A 19469-nucleotide genomic window follows, 5' to 3' on the forward strand; every position below is an offset into this window, starting at 1 on the left:
TTTTAGTATAACACTACTTCATCGCCCTCCCTTCTGAAATGTGTATTGTGTATCAAACTGATGATTTTCAGCGCGTCATCTGCCGGCATGTTGCGTTTTAGGCGCAGCGTAAACTGGTACTGCTCTACAGCCTTACTGGCCGCCTTAAGTTTAAGGCCGAACATGTTTTTTACTATCAGCGACAGTTCGTCGAAATTGGCCTGGGTTAAGTAGGTTTCGCCATCTTTCCAGCCTTGTGTTGCAGATATATCTATGTTGTTCTGTTTAAAAGCTTTGGTTTTTTCATCAAAAACCAACTCCTGCCCCGGCGTAAGAAACGAAAGCCTTTTACCCGCCGTACTAACTGCCACCTTGCCGGTAGCAACCGCCACACTGGTATGCTTAATACTTGCGTAGGCCTTTACGTTAAATGATGTACCCAGTACCTGTACCTGCAGGGTATGAGTATTTACCCTAAATGGTTTAGCATCGTTGTGTTTTACTTTTAGGAATACCTCCCCGTCATCAAGCAAAATATTACGGATGGAGCCGTTAAAGGCCGCAGGGATGCGCACCTTGCTTAATGAGTTTACCCACATCACCGAACTATCAGGCAATACGATCTGTTTAACTTCGCCTGCTTTGGTTTGTAAAGTAGTGTAGATATCTTCAGATGTGGCTTGCCCCCTGTTTTTAATAAAAAACAAAGCAATGCCTGATACCAGCAGTAAGCCTGCTGCCACGCTATAGTTACGCCACTTTAATTTTATAACGGGCGTGGTTGTAGTTTTGTGTATTTTTTGGCGGATAGCATTTTTTACGGTCTCTTTATTTTCAGAGCCTATCTCCGCTTCTTCCGCATCCTGGTATGATTTGTACCAGGCTTCAACTATAGCACTTTCGGTTTCGTTTGCAGTGCCTTTTAAATACCGCTCTAATTTCTTTCTGAACTTTGTAATATCCATCCTTTGGGTTTTCAGTTATATGTCGCTGAAAAGGCCCGCAGGTACTTTTAATTACAATGAAGTTTACGTTAATTATTTATTAAGGATGGCAATAATGAGTGCAAGGTAAGTAACCTGTTTTTCGGGATGCTTATCTACTATGGCAATGCGTAAGCGACGTAGTACTTCTGAGATATAGTTTTTTACTGTTTGCTCGGCAACACCCAGTTCGCCTGCTATTTCTTTAACAGGTTTGTTGGCGCTGCGTAATTCATAAACTTTTTGAAGCATATCGGGCATTTTACTCAGGGCGTCTTCCAGCGTTTTCTCCAGCTCAAAATAACCGGCATTTTCATTGATGGATGCTTCAAGCAAATGCACACGCTGCAGGGCATCATCAAGCCTTACCTCGTTTACATTTTTTGAACGGAAATGGCTTATCACACTAAACCTTACCGCACTAAGCAAATAATTCTCTAACGATAATTGGATGGCAAGTTTATTCCTGCGCTCCCAAAGTTTAATAAACAGCTCCTGAACAATGTCCTGGGCAACAGAATCGTCATCTACGCGGGCGAGGGCTGCACGGTAAAGGCGTTCCCAATAACGGTCAAACAACAGATCAAACGCAGAGTGATCGTTCTCTTTTATCAGGAGTAAAAGCTCCGTATCTGAAATTTGTTGCGTTATCATTTATTACGCAAAAATATACGCCTAATGTTAAGTTAGTTTTAAGGAAACGGAGTGTACGCAAAATATCAAACGAGATATTAAGCTTTAAGCTCAGGACAGTATTTATAGATCAAGGCTTGCTCCTGGGCTGTTAGTTCTTTTAACTGCACTGGCTTATCCTCGGGGCGTAGTCCTTTCTGGTTAATCCGGTTAATGATGCTCCAGTCTTTAACAGGATGATCTGGCCGGGCGCCTGTTGGTTCATGTGCAGGCAGGTCATACCTTGTAAAATCGATCACCATTTCAGGGGTATCATGGTGCCAGTCGCGCAGCAAAGCTAACCTGAAAGCCTTATTCATAAACCAGCGGATCTCGAGATTATTGTAAGAATCGCCCAATCCGCAACCGCGCTCTACAAATTTGTAGTTATAATCGTCATTGCTTTTATAGTGGTTACGCCAGATGTTTCCAAACTCACCAAAACTTACCCATTGTGTATCGGGCCAGCGCTTAAGTGTGTCCGTTACCCACATTTTCATGGCGTCGCAAATAAAGTCCATGCCAAACTCATATACCATTTGCGCTTCCCAAATATTAGGCACCCAGCCAAAGCCATTGAGCTCAACACCCTTATCAAAATGGATAGATTGTGTATGCATTACCTCGCGGTGCCCCAAATCAAGTCCCCAGCCTTTGTACGTTTCAATAGGCCCCACACCGCGGCGGCTATTATAGCCGGTTATCTCGTGGCCGGTTTGCCCGCTTTGCCGCGCACAAATAAAATCCATCGACCAGCCATCAAGGTTAACACAATCTATCAGATCTTTCTTACCCTGGCCCGGCTTGCAAAAATGTTCGGTAGATGGATAGTAAGGATACGATAGTGAGCCATCTGCCCCGCCCCCATCAATATTATGCTGACTCCAGATCACGGCCTGGGCCACGTGGATATTCTCTTTATCGGCTAAATATTTTAATGATTCGGCAGGCAAAAAACCACCAATTACAGATTGTGGCTTGTACCGCTTCCCCACAAAACCTGATATGATCTGCAAGGCTTCTGACAGCTCTTTATTGATACGCGCGGGCGGCAGGTACATAGCCGGGAAATATCCGGGGAATACAGTTACTTCATCGCCATACTTTGCGTGGCAATAAGCGGCATATTCTCTTATTTGGGCAAAATTAGTGCGCTTATCTTCGAGCGCATTAAGCGTAAAGCCCCAGGTTAAACGCCCATTCGGATTATTGGTACCAAAAGCCTCACGAAGCCTTTTGACGCCTTCAAGCGTATGCCATTTTCCCTCATCACGCGGGTGCAGTTTCACATCTCTTGATACTTCCCAGGGCGTGGTGCGGATCATGATACACAGGGTAACAAACCTGCCGCCCATTAACTGCGTTGGGGCCAACATACCTATGGGCATAGCATTAAGCAGCTGCGTACCGGCCAACAACCCAGCGCCCGTTAAACAAGTATTTTTTACAAACGATCTTCTGTCCATTTATTTTTGTGGTATATCCAAAAATGGACATTTTTTGGCGTATCAAAACATCACTTACCAAAGTTCGTGGCCATTTTATCTAATTCGTCTTTACTCAAGGTTTTAGCGCCGTTAGTGATAACGATGCGATATCTGAACGTAACCGACTCGCCTTTTTTTAACGTCAGGTTCTTAGCCGATTTGCCATTGGTAAACACTTTCTCGCCAAGTGGGTTTGCTGCAAAAAGCCCATATCCTCTTGCATGCCAAAAAGTTGGATAGTTGGGATTTTTAGGATGATCAATAATGGCAATACTCACCGAATCAGACCCCATTTTGCCGTAAACTTTGCACCACACCGCGCGGCTGCTCCAGGCGGCGTCGCCGGTTTTACCTTCGCTGGTAAGGTAATTGCCATTGGCAATCTTATCGGTACCGCCCTTTACTACGGTTACAATGCCCTTATTATCTGTGAACTTTTGGTCTTCAGTAGTGGGCATTTGCAGCTCATGTGCCAGGCGCAGGCCAAGCATCCCGTCTTTTGCATCGGTAAAAACGGTTTGGGTATCGGCTTTTAGGGTGGTGATGCGATCTATTACGCGCTGGTTCTTATCTCCACTGAACTCAAAGTGAGTAGTTTCTTCTAAAATAACGCTGCCTTGTTGGTTTGTCCAGTTGGCGTGGTATTCCAGTACGCCGGTTTTGCCGCTGCCGGTTTTTAGTACCTTATCTGTTTTTATCCATCCGTAGGCGTTCTTTTTTTCCTTCGGGATGGCGTACGAGTTATTCCAGAAATCCAATCCGTTAACATTTTCAAAGTTGAACCAGAGGCCCAAATGATGCGGATGATCGTTCGGTTCATCAGGTCGCGGTGCCAGCGGGAAACCACGGGTTACAATAGCGCCACCCGCCGAATATAGCGGGTAAAGCACAGGTTTCTCCAAACTATCAGGATAAATAAACTGTGTAAACAGCTTGCCGCCTATCAGCACATCTACATTTTTTTTATTGGCATGCGGAATAACATCCACCCGTTCAGTTTGCTGGGCTTGTGCAATAAACGGCATGGCGGTAAAAGCAGTCGCCATTATCCGTAAGGCAAGTTTATTCATGGCTTTAGTATTTAAATACTTTACCGTTGGCCATTACTTCCTGTGTTTTTTCATCAAAGGTAGCCTTGTAGCCGGTATGCACGGCAGCATTGGTCATGATGTTGGCAATAGAGTGACTGTAACCCGCCTCTACAGGCGCGTTTGGCTGCTTGCGGCTTCGCACACATTCCATCCAGTTACGTACGTGGTTTGAAGTAAGCACATCGCCGCCGGTATTGGCAGATGCTACCACCTTTTCGCTACTGGTAAGACTAACTTCGGGCAGCAGATTGGCCTTCATGTGCATGGCATCGGCCATATCCTGCGAAAGCCCACCTACCGGCGATACTTTGTTGGTATCGAGGTTCAGTTCGCCACCGTTAGCGTAATAAATTTCTTTAGGATGCTCGTCGCCATTATGCATACGCGAGCCGAATGTCACCTGAAAGCCTTTAGACAGGTCATCAGCGGGGCCATAATCAAATGCCGCGGTGATGGTGTCCCAGTTACGGCGGCCATCCTTCCACATATAAATACCGCCGTTAGCCACCACGCTGCGCGGATGTTTTAAACCTGTAAACCAGTGCACGGTATCGATCTGGTGGCTCATCCACTGGCCGGGCAGGCCTGATGAGTATGGCCAAAACAAGCGGTACTCGAGATATATCCTCGGGTCAAATTTCTCGAAAGGGCGGTTCATGATAAAACGCTTCCAGTCGGTATCTTCTTCTTTCAGCAGAGGTATCAGATCGGGCCTGCGCCAGCGGCCGGGCTGGTTCACGTTCCAGGTCAGTTCAACCATAGTAATATCGCCAAACTTGCCCGAGCGGATAAAATCATTAGCGGCGTGGTAGTTTGCCCCGCTCCTGCGTTGCGAACCTATCTGCACAATTTTAGCTGTTTCTTTTATGGCCTTCAGCGCCGCACGGTTATCTTCCATGGTTTCGGCAAAGGGTTTCTCTACATAAGCATCGCAACCTGCCTGTACCGCCTCAATGGCATGGCGAGCATGCTGGAAATCTGCCGTGCTGATAAATACCGCATCTACTGATTTGCTGTTGTAAAGCTCCTCGTTATTGCGATAGGCCTTCACATCGTTTTGCATCTTCTGTTTCCAGACTGCGGCACCCTCTTCGCGGCGGCGTTTCCATATATCAGATACGCCAACCACCTCAAAGTTCAACTCTTTATAATGGTTCATAAATGCCGGGATGTGCGAGTTTTTGTGCCTGTCAGAAAAACCGACAACACCCACGCGCACCCTGTCGTTTGCACCTATAATGCGTTTATAACTTTTTGCACTGAAACCGTTTTTGGCCAATAAAACACCAGCCCCGGCAATAGAAGTTTGCCTGATAAAATCACGACGCGAATTGTTCATAAAAGGTAGCTATAATTGGTAAAGCAGTGGCCGCTAATCAGGGGAAAGCGCCACAAATATTATTGAAGATACAAAAGCAAATAATAAAACAGTAAGATTGACAGATATTTTCGCCCTACCGTCTCATGATTATTACAATTGCCCTCTGATATCTACTTTACCACTTCCCACTTTTTGATAGCGTACCTTTTGTTGCCGAAGCTGCCTTTGCGGTTCAGTTTTCCTTTGCCGTTCTCATAACTCAAACCAATGCTGTTATACTTCCCTTTTTCGTAATTGAAGGTTATACCATCATCCTCAAATAAAGTTCCTTTGGCATTATCACCATACACGTAACAGGTAATATCAAACTGGCTGTTCGGCGCAACATATTCAAGCGGTTTGGCTAACGGCAATATGGTACCTTCTTTTATAAAGATGGGCAGTTGGGTGTAGGTTGGCTGGATGGTATATTCTTTACCGCCTTCCATTTTTTTTCCGGTGTTAAAATCATACCAGTTACCGGCAGGCAGGTAAATTTTGCGCTGGTCGGCCTTTTCGGTAAGTGGCGCGGCCAGTATGCCCTGCCCTATCATGTATTCGTCCCATATGCCGAATACTTTTTCATCATTAGGATAATCCATCACCAAGGCGCGGAATGGTGGGATGCCCTTAAAATGATACTCAGCAAAAGCATTATACAGGTATGGCAGCAAACTCATGCGGAAGTTAAGCAACTGGCGAACATCGGCCTCAATCTGTTTGGAATCTGCCATCAGCTCATCATGGTTGTTCTTTTCTTTATTGATCTGCAGCCATGGCGGGTTTTGCAGGTACCAGGAGTTATAAAGCGTTTGGGCCGATAGCACGGCGGTTTGGCTGCGGCGCATCAGGTCTTTAACGGTATTTGATTCCCTCACCTCAGGCGACCAGATCATGCCCGAGAAACCCGAGTTAACTACCATGCGGATATACTCGTCATGTTCATAGGTATCGCTGTACAATGCTGCCGGGTACGATGATGCAAATGAGCTTGAAGCACGCACATCCAGATAAGTGCGGATGTTGTTCTGCTTATAAACATTATAGATGGATTTCTGATACAGCAAACCAAACAGCTGGTGCATCTGCTCGCCATCTATCCCCGAAGGGAAACGGCTGTGTTCCGGGAAACTCCAGGTGGCGCTGCCGTAGCTGAGGTTGGAGTTATCACACTCGTCCATTTTAAAGCCGGAGATGCCTTGCTTGATGAAAGTATTCTCGTGGTAACCGGCAAACAGTTTACTTGTGGCGGCGTTGGCAAAATCGGGTACCAGGCCATTCCACACCAGGTAATTACCCGACTTGTTCTTCAGCGGCTCGTACAAGGGCGAGGCAGGATTAACGAAGGCGTGCTCCCAAAGATTAATATGGTAGCCCTGCAGTTTCATACTATCGATCAGGTTTTGAGGGTTCGGGAAGAAATCCTTATTCCATACGTAAGAGCAGGAATAGGCCGTGGTTTGCCAGCGCGGCTCCAGGCCCAGCACATCAACTGGGATATGATTATTACGGAAATAGGCGGCTGTTTTCTTTACTTCGTCCTGCTTAAAATCGGCTTTAACACGGTATTTTACACCGAGCCCCCAAATGGCAGGCAAGGCACCACCGCCCGAGAAAAGGTTGTAGCGCTGCATGGCGCTCAGCATATCAGGTCCTTCAAAAACATAGATCTCAATACCTTTAGCACCGGGCACATCTGCCGATACCACGCCAGAAGCGCCTGATCTATTAGCGTACAAATCTTCTACAGAGTTACCGCCATTGGTTTGTTTAACAGCGGCTACTGCACCGTTATTTCTTGAAGTAGAACCGCAATAAAAAGTGGTATAGCGCGATGTATTCACCAAAATACCATAGCCTTTGTTGGATACGTAAAAGGTTGTTGGCCCGTGGGTGTAACCCAGATCGTTTGATGGGTTATCATTCACTATAGGCTTTTTGCGCAGGCCACGCTGGTTGAATGAGCCTATCTGCAAACCGAAACCATAAAGCTGCTCGTCGCCATCAAGTGGCACTTCAACTACCACGCCGCGATCGGTAATGGCTACGGCAATGTTGTTGATATCAAAAGGCAGTTTAGCCGCGGGCAATTGCTGCATGGCGGCAAGCTGCGGCTTTTCATCGCAAAAACTGTAGGGACTGAATTTATCGGCCTGCCCTATGCTTATTTTCTTTACGCCGGGGGCAACTTCGGTTACCTGCCTTTGCTGGGCCGATGCAGGGTTTATCAGACTACAAACTACCGTTAATGCCAAAAGCACTTTAAATGGAACAGATATCATGATGGTTTATAAATAGGTTCGGTGGCTAAAATATCGATTTAGCATTCAATAATCGAAGAAATATTTTAATTTATTGTTATCAAATATACATTATCTGACAGAAACAGGTATTCACGTTCACGCCATGAACACCGTGAACGCCAATGCACAAAACATAAATACCTGATAATCAATAAAAATACAAAACACCAGTATAAATAAATTTTGCTAAATCGATTTATTAATTTACTTTGCCTGCAAATAAACCTTCCAATGTTTAAACCTTTTATTGCCTTTTTAACCTCGTTATTATTAACGCTTAACTTGTGTGCGCAAACTACTGCGCCATTAAAATGGAAACTGTTTCCGCAAAGTGCCGGTAAATTTACCGGTGCCGATGTATCATCTCCCGGGTTTACAAACGCCCAATGGATAGACGGCATTGTACCCGGCACGGTGTTCTACGCCTATGTAAAGGCCGGCAAGGAAGCCAACCCCGATTATTCTGAGAACATTTATAAAGTAGATAAAGCCAAATACAACCAGCCTTACTGGTACCGCGCCGAGTTTTCGGCAAAACCGTCAGGCAAAAGGATCTGGTTAAACTTTAACGGCGTACACAAACGCGCCGAGGTTTATTTTAACGGTAAGCACATTGGTACTATACAAGGTATTGTGCAGCGCGGGCAATATGATGTTACCGATCTGCTGAACAACGGTAAACCCAATGCGATTGCGGTGCTCATCACGCCGCCTGATGCAAGCTTTGGACTGGCTAACCGCCAGGCTCCTACTTACCTCAGCAGCGGCAGCTGGGACTGGATGCCTGCCGTACCTGGCCTGAATAGTGGTATCACCGATACCGTTGCCCTTACCAGCACCGGCCCTGTTGTGATACAGGATCCGCAGGTGCGTACCAAACTCATCAGTAAAAACCTGGCCGAACTGATGGTTAACACAGGTTTAAAAAACAGCACAAATAACGCGGTAAGTGGTAAATTAAAAGTAACTATCCAGCCGGGCAACATTGTGCTGAGCAGCGAGCAGATCACGGTTAAAGCCAACTCAGAACAAACTGTCAGCTTCGATAAAACGAAGTACGCTCAACTGAACGTTAAGAACCCGCGCCTTTGGTGGCCAAATGGTTACGGTAAACAAGACCTTTACACCTGCAAGGTTAGCTTTAGCCTGGATGATAAGAATTTATCTGACGTAAATACGCAAACTTTCGGTATCCGCAAGGTATCGGCAGATACTACCAGCATTAACGGCCGACTGAGGGTGTATGTGAACAATGTACCTATCCTGCTTAAAGGCGGCAACTGGGGCATGAGCGATTATATGCTGAAGGTACGCGGTAAGGATTATGAGCCGCGCATCCGTTTCCACAAGGAAATGAATTTCAACATCATCCGCAACTGGACGGGTGAGGTTACCGACGAAGCATTTTATCAATACTGCGACAAGTACGGCATTATGGTTTGGGATGATTTCTGGCTCAACAATTTCGGCCCTGTAGATAGCGTAAAGAATTTCGCAGTTAACGCGGTAGAAAAGGTAAAAAAATACCGCCATCATCCGTCCATCGTGATATGGTGCGGTGCCAACGAGGGTTTGCCGGGCGGAGACACCACGGGCGCTTTGAGCATGGCTATCAAAAACGCCATTAAAGATAATGATGAAGGCCAGCGTTTGTACATTGCCCGATCAAACGCGGGTGATACTAACCCTAATTTTTCTATCCATGGTGGCAGCCGTAACCTTTCAGGTAGTGGTAACTGGAGCAATGCCGACCCTAAGGTTTACTTTACCGACCCACATAACGGCTACCTGTTCTCCAAAGGATCATGGGGTATGCGCAGCGAGCTGGGCACGGCCACCTTCGTAAACGTTGAAAGCTTTAAGAAATTTATGCCGAAGGATTACTGGGTGGCTCCTACACCGCAATCGGTGGACAGCAAGGAGAATATGTGGGCGAGGCACTATTTTAGCACCAACGGCGACCTGGGCGGCGGCGCAGCACCCGCAAAATATGTAGCCGACGTGAACAAGAGCTATGGCGATGCAAAATCGCTGGAAGATTTTTGTAAAAAAGCCCAGATGCTGAACGTGGAGACCATGAAGGCCATGTTTGAAGGCTGGAACGACCATTTATGGAACGATGCCACCGGCATGCTGATATGGATGAGCCAATCGGCCTATCCATCCATGATATGGCAAACGTATGATTACTATTACGATTTGACCGGTGCTTACTTCGGTGCTAAAATGGCCTGCGAGCCGGTGCACATCCAGTGGAATGCGGCTACCAGCTCGGTAAAGGTCATCAACAATAATAACTACGTTATAAATAACCTTACCGCGCAGGCAGAGGTCTACGGTTTAAATGGCAAGCTTATTTCGGGCTACTCAAGCATTAAAACCATCAACGCACCTATATCATCAGCTACCGAAGCCTTCAACGCTTTTGCGGGTAAGGATACCACGGCCCTGCCGGATGTTTACTTCCTGAAACTGAAGCTGACGGATGCTAATAAGAAATTAGTATCAGAAAACTTCTACTGGATAGGAAAAAAACACCTGAATTACACCGCTTTAAACAATATGCCGGCAGTTGGTTCGTCTTTACAAATAAGCAAGGGCCAGCTTACCAATGCTGCTGAGGGACACAAAGTTATCACTTACACCGTTACCAATAACTCTAAAACCAGCGCAGCTTTCGGCATAAGAGCGCAATTGCTGAACAACAAAGGCGGGCAGATATTACCGGCCTTTGTGAACGATAGCTACTTCAGCTTAATGCAGGGCGAAAGCAAACAGGTAAAAGTTGAGGTAGAGGCCGGTCAACTGGCACAAGGCTATAAACTGGATGTAAAGGCTTATAATAATTAAAATGCAAACTTAAACAGGACTGGTATGCAACACTTTACAGATATTATCATCAGGATATTCAGCGTAACCGCTATACGCTATTTTGTAATAGCCGGCATACCATTTCTGTTTTTTTATGTATTGTTGAAAGGCCGTTTTGAGCGGTCGAGGATCCAGCAACGAGCCGCGAATGCAAAGGATTTTTTGCGGGAGATACTCCATTCAATGCAAACCACGGCAGTTTTTACGGTGATCGCTTTAGCGTTGCTGTTTACACCGCTGCGCAATTATACTTTGATCTACGCTAATGTGGGCGATTACCCCGCTTGGTGGATCCCTGTAAGTTTAATAATCAGCCTTATTATCCACGACACTTATTTTTATTGGATGCATCGCTTATTGCATCATCCCCGATTGTTTAAATACACACACCTGGTGCATCATAAATCGGTTACACCATCGCCTTGGGCATCATATTCGTTCCACTTTTTTGAGGCCTGGACGGAAGGTTTTGTACTGGTAGTGCTGGCGTTTACGCTGCCTATGCATCCTATTACCATCGGTTTATTTACCGTGGTGGGATTTATTATCAACGTATACGGGCATTTGGGGTTCGAGATTGCGCCAAAACGGCTGAGGAAATCGCCGCTGTTTAAGATCATCAATACCTCAACCTACCATAACCTGCACCACAGCAAATTTAAAGGCAACTACAGCCTGTACTTCAGGTTTTGGGACAGGCTGATGAAAACCGAGCATCCCGACTACGAAAAAGAATACGATAAAGTGCAGCAGCGCCGTTTCGGTGATGCTATTCAGCCGCAGTCTTTGAATGCTGCAGAGACGACTCACGGATATTCAAATTTGTAGAAAGCGTTATCTTCTGCGTGGTATTATTCGCTGCATTGTTATCCAGCTTTTTCAGCATCAGGCTTATCACGTTATCGGCCAAAGCCTCTATTGGCTGGGCAATAGCGCTCACAGGTGGCGAGTAAAGCTTAAACACGTCGTAATCATCAAAGGATACAACGGCCACATCATCAGGCACGTTCATACCCAGCTGTTTGATCACTTTCAATCCGCAGGTGCCAATGTGGTCGGTACCAAAAAGAACGGCATCAATATCCTGGTTCTTTTTCAGGAAAGCAGTCAAAGGCTCTATGATAAGCGCCTCGTTACGGTTAAATTCTATCTCTTTCAAAAATGGTTTCAGCTTGCTGTCCTTCAAGGCATTTTTATACCCGTTTATACGATCCAGCATCTGGCTTTGCTCTGATGAGAAAGTAATAAAGGCAATTTTGCTGTACCCCTGCTCTGCCAGATGTTTGGTGGCATTGTATGTACTAAACTCGTTATCAACCACCACGTAGTCGGTATCTACACCCGGCAAATAACGGTCAAACATTACTACCGGCAGGCCGGCGTTTATCAACTCCTTCACATCTTCTTCTATCTCCCTGGGTGGTGCCATAATGTAACCATCCACATGGCGGTCGCGGAACATGGTGATCAGGTCGCGGGTTTTTTCTGAGTTATTATCAGTGCTGCAGTAAATAATACGGTAGCCTTTTTCGTAAGCCCTGTCCTCTATCAAACGGGCAATATTGGCGAAGAAGGGGTTGGAGATGTCCTCAACCATCAGCCCGATAATATTTGATTTACCGGTACGCAGGCTTTTTGCAAGCGAGTTGGGTTTATAGCCTACTTCTTTAACCAGTTTAAGTACGCGAGCAACCAACTCTTCGCTTATTCTCTTCTCCTGTGCCCTGCCATTCAAAATAAACGACACCGTTGTTTTTGATATATTAAGCGTATTGGCAATATCAACAATTGATACTTTTTTACTCATACTAAACCGATTTATGCTGCAAGGTATATTTTATTTTCAAGTTATGAAAATAACCCACTTATGTTGAAAATTATAAAGCCTTTTTCAGTTTATTATAACCCGATGCAAAAGCAAATATCACGAGGTAACAAATTATAGGCAGCAGATATGATGTAGCTACGTTTTTGTTAGCGATAAGCCCCATAAGCGGCGGGAAAAGCGCTCCGCCAACCACTCCCATCACAATAAACGAGGCACCCTGCTGCGTATTGCGGCCAAGATCTTTTAACCCCAGGCTAAATATGGTTGGGAACATAATGCTGAAAAAGAAGTTGATCATGATGAGTGCACCGAATGATACCCAGCCAAAAGCCTGCGACACGATGATGCACATTACAATGTTGCAGGCTGCAAATATGGCCAGCAGTTTATTGGGCGAGATATAACGCATCAGGAAGGTGCCGATAAAGCGCCCTATCATCATCATAAAAATACTGAAGGCGAAATAATTGGCTGCAACAGCATCGGTAAGGTGCATTTTCTCGTGACCGTAATTGATGAAATAAGCCCAGGTACCGCCCTGTGCCGCTACGTTAAAGAGCTGCGCAACTACGGCAAATACAAAGTGCTTATTTTGAAATAATTTTTTTGTGGGATGCGGGGTTTCTGCAACGGCCATAGCATCGGGAGCCACCACATGCGGGTCGGTAAGGTCTTTAGGTACTTTTACAAAGGAGAATACCAGGCCTATCACTGTGATAACTGCGCCGATAACAATGTATAAATGCTTTACGGCAACAAGGTCATTAGTATGGCCGGCCTCGGCACGGAGAATGAAGTAGCTGCCTATCAGCGGACCAATAACACCGCCGATACCGTTAAAAGCCTGCGCGAAGTTAATACGCTGGTCGCTGGTGCGTTGGTCGCCTAACGATGCTACAAAGGGGTGTGCAACGGCCTCAAGAGTTGCCAAACCGCAGGCAAGGATAAACAGTGCTACCCTAAAGAATGTGAATGATTCTGCATTAGAGGCCGGTACAAAAAGGAAAGCACCGCAGGCATATAAAAACAAGCCTAACTGTACACCTCGCTTATAGCCAAAACGTTTCATGAACAGTCCCGCAGGGATACCCATTACGCCATAAGCCCCAAAAATGGACAGCTGTACCAAGCCAGAACGCGACTTGGAGATGTGCAGCACATTCTGGAAATGTTTGTTCAGCACATCGCCCATGGTCATGGCTACGCCCCACAGTAAAAACAGCGATGTTACAAATGCAATAATAATGTAGAACCGTTTTTCGGTAAAGCGGGGTTTAGCTTCCATTGCGGCTTAAATAATTGGGTACACAATAATAACATTATACCACATAGTCCGCAAGCTAAAACCCGCTTTTACCGCGCCCGGCAGCATTTATTTTTTTGCTACCGATACCGAGAACGGTTTATCAGCATCAGCCAAACCACGTTTGTAGGCCGGCTTAGCTCCCATTTTAAACTGCAGTTTACCACCTTTCATAATATCGGCATGGCTTAGCCAGTTGTGTGTATAAGTTTTTCCGTTCAGCGTGGCCGACTGGATATAAACATTGCTCTTAGTGTTATTATCAGCCTGGATAATGAATTTCTTACCATTCTCCAGCGTAAGCGTCACCTTAGGGAAAACAGGACTGCCAATAACATACTGATCTGTACCGGGGCAAACGCTGTAAATACCCAAAGCACTCAGAACATACCATGACGACATCTGGCCCTGGTCTTCATCGCCGGGGTAACCGTTTTCGGTAGCGTTATATAACTTATCGGTTACCTTACGGGCATACATTTGCGATTTCCATGGCTCGCCGGCGTAATTGTACAGGTAAATCATGTGCTGAATGGGCTGGTTACCGTGGGCATACTGGCCCATTTTTATCAGCGCCATTTCGGTCATCTCGTGGATGACTGAACCGTATTGGCCCGGTACAATGGTTGATGGCTCAGAGAACACAGAGTCAATCTTGGCTGTAAAGTTCTTGTTGCCACCCATCAGTTTGATCAACCCATTCACATCGTGAAAAACCGACCACTGCCAGTGCCAAGCGTTGCCCTCGGTGTAAGGGCCGCCCCATGCCAGCGGATCAAACGGTTCTACCCATTTGCCCTTATCATCCTTAGCGCGCATAAAGCGGGTGCCGGGATCATAAAGGCTTTTGTAATTGTACATGTTTTTGCCAAAGGCATCCATGTACTCTTTATTGCCTACGGCTTTGGCCAGCTGATATCCGCAGAAATCATCATAAGCGTATTCTAATGATTGTGCGGTGGCTCCCAATGTCTTTTCAGAGTACGGCACATAGCCATGCTCGTTGTAATAACTTGCTAAACCGCGGCCGTTTGCACCGCCCCACGGGCCTTTGTTGTTGGCCTCGTGCGAGTATGCTTTAAGCGCCTGTTGCGGATCAAAAGTACGGATACCTTTTACCCATGCATCGGCCAGTAAAGAGATGGCGTGGTTACCCAACATACCACCTGTCTCTGACGGGAAAGACCATGCCGGGAACCAGCCGCATTGTTCCTGCGCGGCCAACAATGCCTGCATATACTGGCCTTCCATTTTAGGGTGCAGAATGGTGTTAAGCGGAAATTGTGCACGGAAAGTATCCCAGAAACCATTATCAGTATACATATAGCCGTCGTGGATCTTGCCATCATACGGGCTGAAGTAGTAAGGTTTACCTTCTTTGTTGATCTCGAAGAAACGGTGCGAAAACAGGTTGGCATGATACAAGCAAGAGTAGAAAGTAGCACGCTGTTCTTCGGTACCACCCTCAACCAAAACGCGGTGGAAAAGCTTGTTCCAGATCTGGTTTGAAGCTGCCCTTGTAGCATCAAAGTTCTTGAATTTACCTAACTCGCTGGTAAGGTTTAAATGCGCCTGCTCCGGCGTGATGTATGACGAAGCTACTTTTGCCTGCACAACTGTGCCCGGTGCAAATTCTATGTAAGCACCGCGGCCTTCGCCTTCGTCGGTTTTATTATTGGCGTTGATAGTACCTTTTTTATTCTCCCAGGTACCGTAGCTTTTAAAAGGCTTATCAAAAACTATCTCAAAGTAGTTCTTGAAATTATTAGGCGCCCAGCGGCAATTGTTCACCCAGCCTACAATTTTATTTTCTTCGGGAATGATCTTAACGCTGGCGTCTTTGGTGTAACCATCCAACACCAGATGGGCAGCGCCACTGGCCGGGAAACTAAAACGCAGGTGAGCGCCGCGCTCGGTGGTGGTCATCTCGGTAGTGATACCGTTGTCCAATTTTACTTTGTAATAATCGGGCTGTGCCACTTCATTCTTATGCGAGAAGGTTGAAGCGCGATCATCATCCATTACCACCAGTTTACCCGTAACCGGCATCAGCGAGAACACGGCGTAATCATTAACCCATGAACTACACTGGTGCGATTGCTGAAAACCGCGGATCTTGTTATCAAAGTACTGGTATTTCCAGCCTTCGCCGTTCTTGCCGGTCTGCGGGGTCCAGGTGTTCATGGCAAAAGGTACGCTGGTTGCCGGGTAGGTATTACCGTATGATAATTCGAACTTGCTGTTAGTACCCTGTGTGGTATTGGCATAATGTACCAGATCGGTAGTTTGGGCCATAGCCGATGTACTAAAAGCAAGTAGAGCTGCAATTTTGCAGAGATTAGTTTTGTTTAACACGATGCAGATGTTTTTTGAGACGAGTGTAAAAATAACCGGGGCGTTTTACCGCCCCGGATACCCATCTTATATTAACCAATTAAAAAGTATTCAGGTTTTTTAGAACGTTACCTGTAAGCCCAGGTTAGCTATGCGCTGGTTTGGATAAACATCGCCGGCCGAGCTGGTGGCCACCTCAGGGTCTTGCTGATATTTATCGTAGTTGCGCCATGTGAACAAGTTGTAAGCACTAATGTAGATACGCGCGTATTTAAAGTGGAACGGCAACATTTTGCTCGGGAACTGGTAGCCTATATCTACACTTTTTAAGCGGATGTAGTGCGCGTTTATTAACCAGTAATCAGACATATAGTTGCTTGGGCTGCTCACCGAAAGCGGATCGGTAGTTAAGCTCGGGAACTGTGCTGTTGCCGCCGTTGATGGCGTCCAGCGTTGCTGGTGCACCGGCTGCCACTGGCTTTTGAAAGGTTCAACACCCGTACCCACAACAGCAAAGCTATACCCAAATGCGCCTTGCAATAAAACGCTTAAGCTAAAGCCTTTGTAAGCCACACCAAGGTTTAAACCTACGTTAGTGTTTGGCACGTTAGGGTTACCGATGGGCCCCTGGTCATACTTATCTATTTTACCGTCGCCATTTTCGTCGGCATATTTAAGGTCGCCTACCTGCACGCGTGATCCGTTGCCCGGTGTAGCAGGTTTATCCTGCGGCGCTACAGTAGGGTCGTTTATTTTTGCAATATCATCAGCAGTATAGTAACCTATGTACCTGTATCCAAATAACTGGCCAATTGGGCGGCCTGTTTGGCGTAACCTGTCATAAGCAGGTTGGGCCTCGCGCATATCCAGGATCTTGTTTCTGGCATAAGAGAACACCAGGCTGCTGTTAAATTGCAACTGCCCTATCCTGTCCTGGTAAGTAATTTGCGCCTCAAAACCGCGGTTTACTGATTTACCTGCGTTTATAGCCGGCACACCAACACCAATAACATTTGAGATATCGCCCGGAATGATCAACTGATTATAACGTATGTTTCTGAAATACTCTAACGTTACGGCCAGTTTACTGTTAAACATGTTAGACTCGATGGCTAAGTTGAACTCCTTTTGCGATTCCCAGTATACATAAGGGTTAGCCAGCGTACCTTCATATATGCTTCCTACCGGGTTATTGGTGGTACCGAAACTATAGCCACCACCGTTTTGGTAAAACTGAGTATATATGTAGCGCGAGCCACCGATTGCATCAGAACCTACAATACCGTATGATCCTCTCAATTTAAGGTATTGGATAAAATGGACATTGTTCTTAAAGTAATCTTCGTTAGCGATGTTATAACCAAATGATACCGCCGGGAAGAAACCATAACGCTGGCCCGAAGCAAAGCGGTCGCTACCGTTGATGGCGCCGTTGAAATCAATAAGGTATTTATCTTTATAACCGTAACCTACTTTAAGCGACTGCCCGCGGAATTTTGCAGGGGCATCTGCCTGGTTATTATCCTGGTATTGGTTGTACAATAATAACCCGCTTACGCGGTGTGCGCCATCAAACACCCTGTCATAAGTAGCAAAAGCCTGCAGGTTTACACGGGTAATGTAACTATCAGTAGCACCTTCAAGGTTATAATCTGATAGTACGTATTTACCGCGCGGATCAAGCGTATAACTATCATTTACAGGGTTGTAGTGGTAGCTTGGCGGGTTAAATGTTTCTGCACCCGAGTTATTGTAACGATATAGTTTTTTGGTGTATTGCTCAATGCTTGAGTAGCTTAAGCGGCCTGTTACAGTTAACCCCGGTGTTATATCATCCAGTTTTTCAGATACATCAAGCAACGAGTTAAAATCCGTACGGGTACTGCGGTCATAACCACCGTTGGCCAGCCTTGCATTAATGGTGCTTAACTGTGACGGTGTGTTTTTCCACGAGTTACTGTTAAATTGCGAGTAATTAAATGCATAGCTACCATTAGGGTTTATCAGCGGCGCCGAAAACGGCGTAACCTTGCTAAAGTCATAGATCTCGCTCAGGATGTTTGCGGTGTGCGGTTGGTTAATGATACCAAAACGCGCGCTCAGATCAAGCCTTACCGAAAGGTTCTTATTCGCTTTCATATCAAGGTTTGAGCGGAAATTGTAACGTTTGTAATTATAATTACTGTTTATCTGGTTCAGCGGATCAGAGAAATCCCTTAACAAGCCGTTTTGGCTTAACAAACCGCCGGTAATAAAGTATTTTACGTTATTGGTACCACCCTGCAGATCGAGGTTGGTATTTTGCTGATAGGTATAGTTCTTAAGTATAGCTTTATACCAGTTAACATCAGGGTGGCCGTAAGGATCACTGCCGCTTTTGAAGGCAGCAAGGTCGGCATCTGTAAAAGATAACTGGCCGTTTGCGATGTTGTAAGCTGTATTGTAGTTACTTTCGGCTTCGTTCATCAGCACTGCAGATTCATAGGCATTTAAAAAGTTAGGTATTTTGGTTGGCGACTGCAGGCCCGACTCGATACGCAGGTTTACGGCAGGGGGGCCGGCTTTACCACGGCGGGTAGTAACCACCAATACACCATTAGCACCTTTTACACCATATATGGCAGTTGTGGCCGCATCTTTTAAAATGGTAATGGTTTCTATCTCGTTAACGTTTATTTGTTGTAACTGGTCTGCCTGGTACTCCACGTCATCAACAATAATTAACGGGGTGTTTGAGCCATTGATAGAGCTTAAACCACGTATGTAAAACGTAGCCGCATCCCTGCCCGGCTGGCCCGAGGTTTGTTGAGAGAAGAAGCCCGGCAACCTTCCTGATAGCGTATTTTGAACGTTAGCAGTAGGTACAGTGCGTACTTCGGCAGCATTTATCTGCGCTGCAGAACCGGTTGATGTGATACGTTTTTTGGGCTGATAGGCCATTACAACCACTTCATCCATATCCTGGCTGTTTGGCTGCAATATAACATCCATAATACTTGACGCGCCAACCCTAACTTCTTGCTGGGTAAAACCTACATACTTAAAAACCAGCACATTTGATGTACCCCTTAAGCGTATGCTGAATTTTCCGTTTGAGGTTACAACAGTTACGTTTGCAGGCATACCTTTCTCGAAAACTGTAGCACCCGGTAAAACTCCCGAAGCGTCTTTTACAGTGCCGGTTATCAGCCTGCCTTGTGCAAAAAGCATCACCGGCAGCAGCATCATAACAACATTTAACAGTATTAATTTTCTCAT

The 19469-nt window shown here is 45.9% G+C and carries 12 protein-coding genes; 2 read left to right on the forward strand and 10 right to left on the reverse strand.

Annotated features, from left to right (window positions below):
• Positions 1 to 2: 2 nt before the first annotated feature.
• The 6 genes from D0C36_RS04960 to D0C36_RS04985 all read right to left on the reverse strand — a co-directional run bounded on the left by D0C36_RS04960 (position 3) and on the right by D0C36_RS04985 (position 7854).
• Positions 3 to 944, reverse strand: coding sequence for a FecR family protein (locus D0C36_RS04960; protein ID WP_117390443.1), 942 nt, complete (start codon positions 942 to 944; stop codon positions 3 to 5).
• Positions 945 to 1016: 72 nt separating this feature from the next.
• Complete coding sequence (locus tag D0C36_RS04965) at positions 1017 to 1616, reverse strand: RNA polymerase sigma factor (protein WP_117390444.1); 600 nt, start codon at positions 1614 to 1616, stop codon at positions 1017 to 1019.
• Positions 1617 to 1693: 77 nt separating this feature from the next.
• Positions 1694 to 3100 (reverse strand): DUF3863 domain-containing protein, encoded by a 1407-nt coding sequence (locus D0C36_RS04970; protein WP_117390445.1) that lies wholly within the window; start codon positions 3098 to 3100, stop codon positions 1694 to 1696.
• Positions 3101 to 3150: 50 nt separating this feature from the next.
• The gene (locus tag D0C36_RS04975; RefSeq protein ID WP_117390446.1) at positions 3151 to 4191 is read right to left on the reverse strand and encodes a DUF6807 domain-containing protein; all 1041 of its coding nucleotides are present in this window, start codon (positions 4189 to 4191) and stop codon (positions 3151 to 3153) included.
• 4 nt (positions 4192 to 4195) lie between these two features.
• Positions 4196 to 5551: a Gfo/Idh/MocA family protein gene (locus tag D0C36_RS04980; RefSeq protein ID WP_117390447.1), complete on the reverse strand. Its 1356-nt coding sequence runs from the start codon at positions 5549 to 5551 to the stop codon at positions 4196 to 4198.
• A gap of 152 nt (positions 5552 to 5703) precedes the next feature.
• Positions 5704 to 7854, reverse strand: a complete 2151-nt coding sequence (locus D0C36_RS04985; RefSeq protein ID WP_117390448.1) for a glycoside hydrolase family 31 protein — start codon at positions 7852 to 7854, stop codon at positions 5704 to 5706.
• Between the two features lie 252 nt (positions 7855 to 8106).
• Between D0C36_RS04985 and D0C36_RS04990 the strand changes: the two genes are divergently transcribed.
• Together D0C36_RS04990 and D0C36_RS04995 are read left to right on the forward strand one after the other, a co-directional pair.
• On the forward strand, positions 8107 to 10725 hold the full coding sequence (locus tag D0C36_RS04990) for a glycoside hydrolase family 2 protein (protein ID WP_117390449.1): 2619 nt from the start codon (positions 8107 to 8109) through the stop codon (positions 10723 to 10725).
• A gap of 24 nt (positions 10726 to 10749) precedes the next feature.
• Complete coding sequence (locus tag D0C36_RS04995) at positions 10750 to 11574, forward strand: sterol desaturase family protein (protein WP_117390450.1); 825 nt, start codon at positions 10750 to 10752, stop codon at positions 11572 to 11574.
• Here the strand turns inward: D0C36_RS04995 and D0C36_RS05000 are convergent.
• The 4 genes from D0C36_RS05000 to D0C36_RS05015 form a co-directional block, all read right to left on the reverse strand.
• The gene (locus D0C36_RS05000) at positions 11516 to 12553 is read right to left on the reverse strand and encodes a LacI family DNA-binding transcriptional regulator (protein ID WP_117390451.1); all 1038 of its coding nucleotides are present in this window, start codon (positions 12551 to 12553) and stop codon (positions 11516 to 11518) included. The two genes, D0C36_RS04995 and D0C36_RS05000, sit on opposite strands and share 59 nt — an antisense overlap.
• 70 nt (positions 12554 to 12623) lie before the next feature.
• Positions 12624 to 13859, reverse strand: a complete 1236-nt coding sequence (gene fucP / locus D0C36_RS05005) for an L-fucose:H+ symporter permease (protein ID WP_117390452.1) — start codon at positions 13857 to 13859, stop codon at positions 12624 to 12626.
• 87 nt (positions 13860 to 13946) lie between these two features.
• Positions 13947 to 16232 carry a GH92 family glycosyl hydrolase gene (locus tag D0C36_RS05010; RefSeq protein WP_199501965.1) on the reverse strand — a complete coding sequence of 762 codons (2286 nt, stop codon included), beginning with the start codon at positions 16230 to 16232 and terminating at the stop codon, positions 13947 to 13949.
• A 99-nt stretch (positions 16233 to 16331) separates the two neighbouring features.
• Positions 16332 to 19469 carry a SusC/RagA family TonB-linked outer membrane protein gene (locus D0C36_RS05015; RefSeq protein ID WP_117390454.1) on the reverse strand — a complete coding sequence of 1046 codons (3138 nt, stop codon included), beginning with the start codon at positions 19467 to 19469 and terminating at the stop codon, positions 16332 to 16334.

It is taken from the genome of Mucilaginibacter conchicola (assembly GCF_003432115.1).
Classification (GTDB): domain Bacteria; phylum Bacteroidota; class Bacteroidia; order Sphingobacteriales; family Sphingobacteriaceae; genus Mucilaginibacter; species Mucilaginibacter conchicola.

Coding starts and splice junctions, on each gene's coding strand:
- D0C36_RS04990 (WP_117390449.1), top strand. CDS start 8,107: ATGTTTAAACCTTTTATTGCCTTTTTAACCTCGTTATTATTAACGCTT.
- D0C36_RS05000 (WP_117390451.1), bottom strand. CDS start 12,553: ATGAGTAAAAAAGTATCAATTGTTGATATTGCCAATACGCTTAATATA.
- D0C36_RS04995 (WP_117390450.1), top strand. CDS start 10,750: ATGCAACACTTTACAGATATTATCATCAGGATATTCAGCGTAACCGCT.
- D0C36_RS04965 (WP_117390444.1), bottom strand. CDS start 1,616: ATGATAACGCAACAAATTTCAGATACGGAGCTTTTACTCCTGATAAAA.
- D0C36_RS04975 (WP_117390446.1), bottom strand. CDS start 4,191: ATGAATAAACTTGCCTTACGGATAATGGCGACTGCTTTTACCGCCATG.
- D0C36_RS05015 (WP_117390454.1), bottom strand. CDS start 19,469: ATGAGAAAATTAATACTGTTAAATGTTGTTATGATGCTGCTGCCGGTG.
- D0C36_RS04985 (WP_117390448.1), bottom strand. CDS start 7,854: ATGATATCTGTTCCATTTAAAGTGCTTTTGGCATTAACGGTAGTTTGT.
- fucP (WP_117390452.1), bottom strand. CDS start 13,859: ATGGAAGCTAAACCCCGCTTTACCGAAAAACGGTTCTACATTATTATT.
- D0C36_RS04980 (WP_117390447.1), bottom strand. CDS start 5,551: ATGAACAATTCGCGTCGTGATTTTATCAGGCAAACTTCTATTGCCGGG.
- D0C36_RS04960 (WP_117390443.1), bottom strand. CDS start 944: ATGGATATTACAAAGTTCAGAAAGAAATTAGAGCGGTATTTAAAAGGC.
- D0C36_RS04970 (WP_117390445.1), bottom strand. CDS start 3,100: ATGGACAGAAGATCGTTTGTAAAAAATACTTGTTTAACGGGCGCTGGG.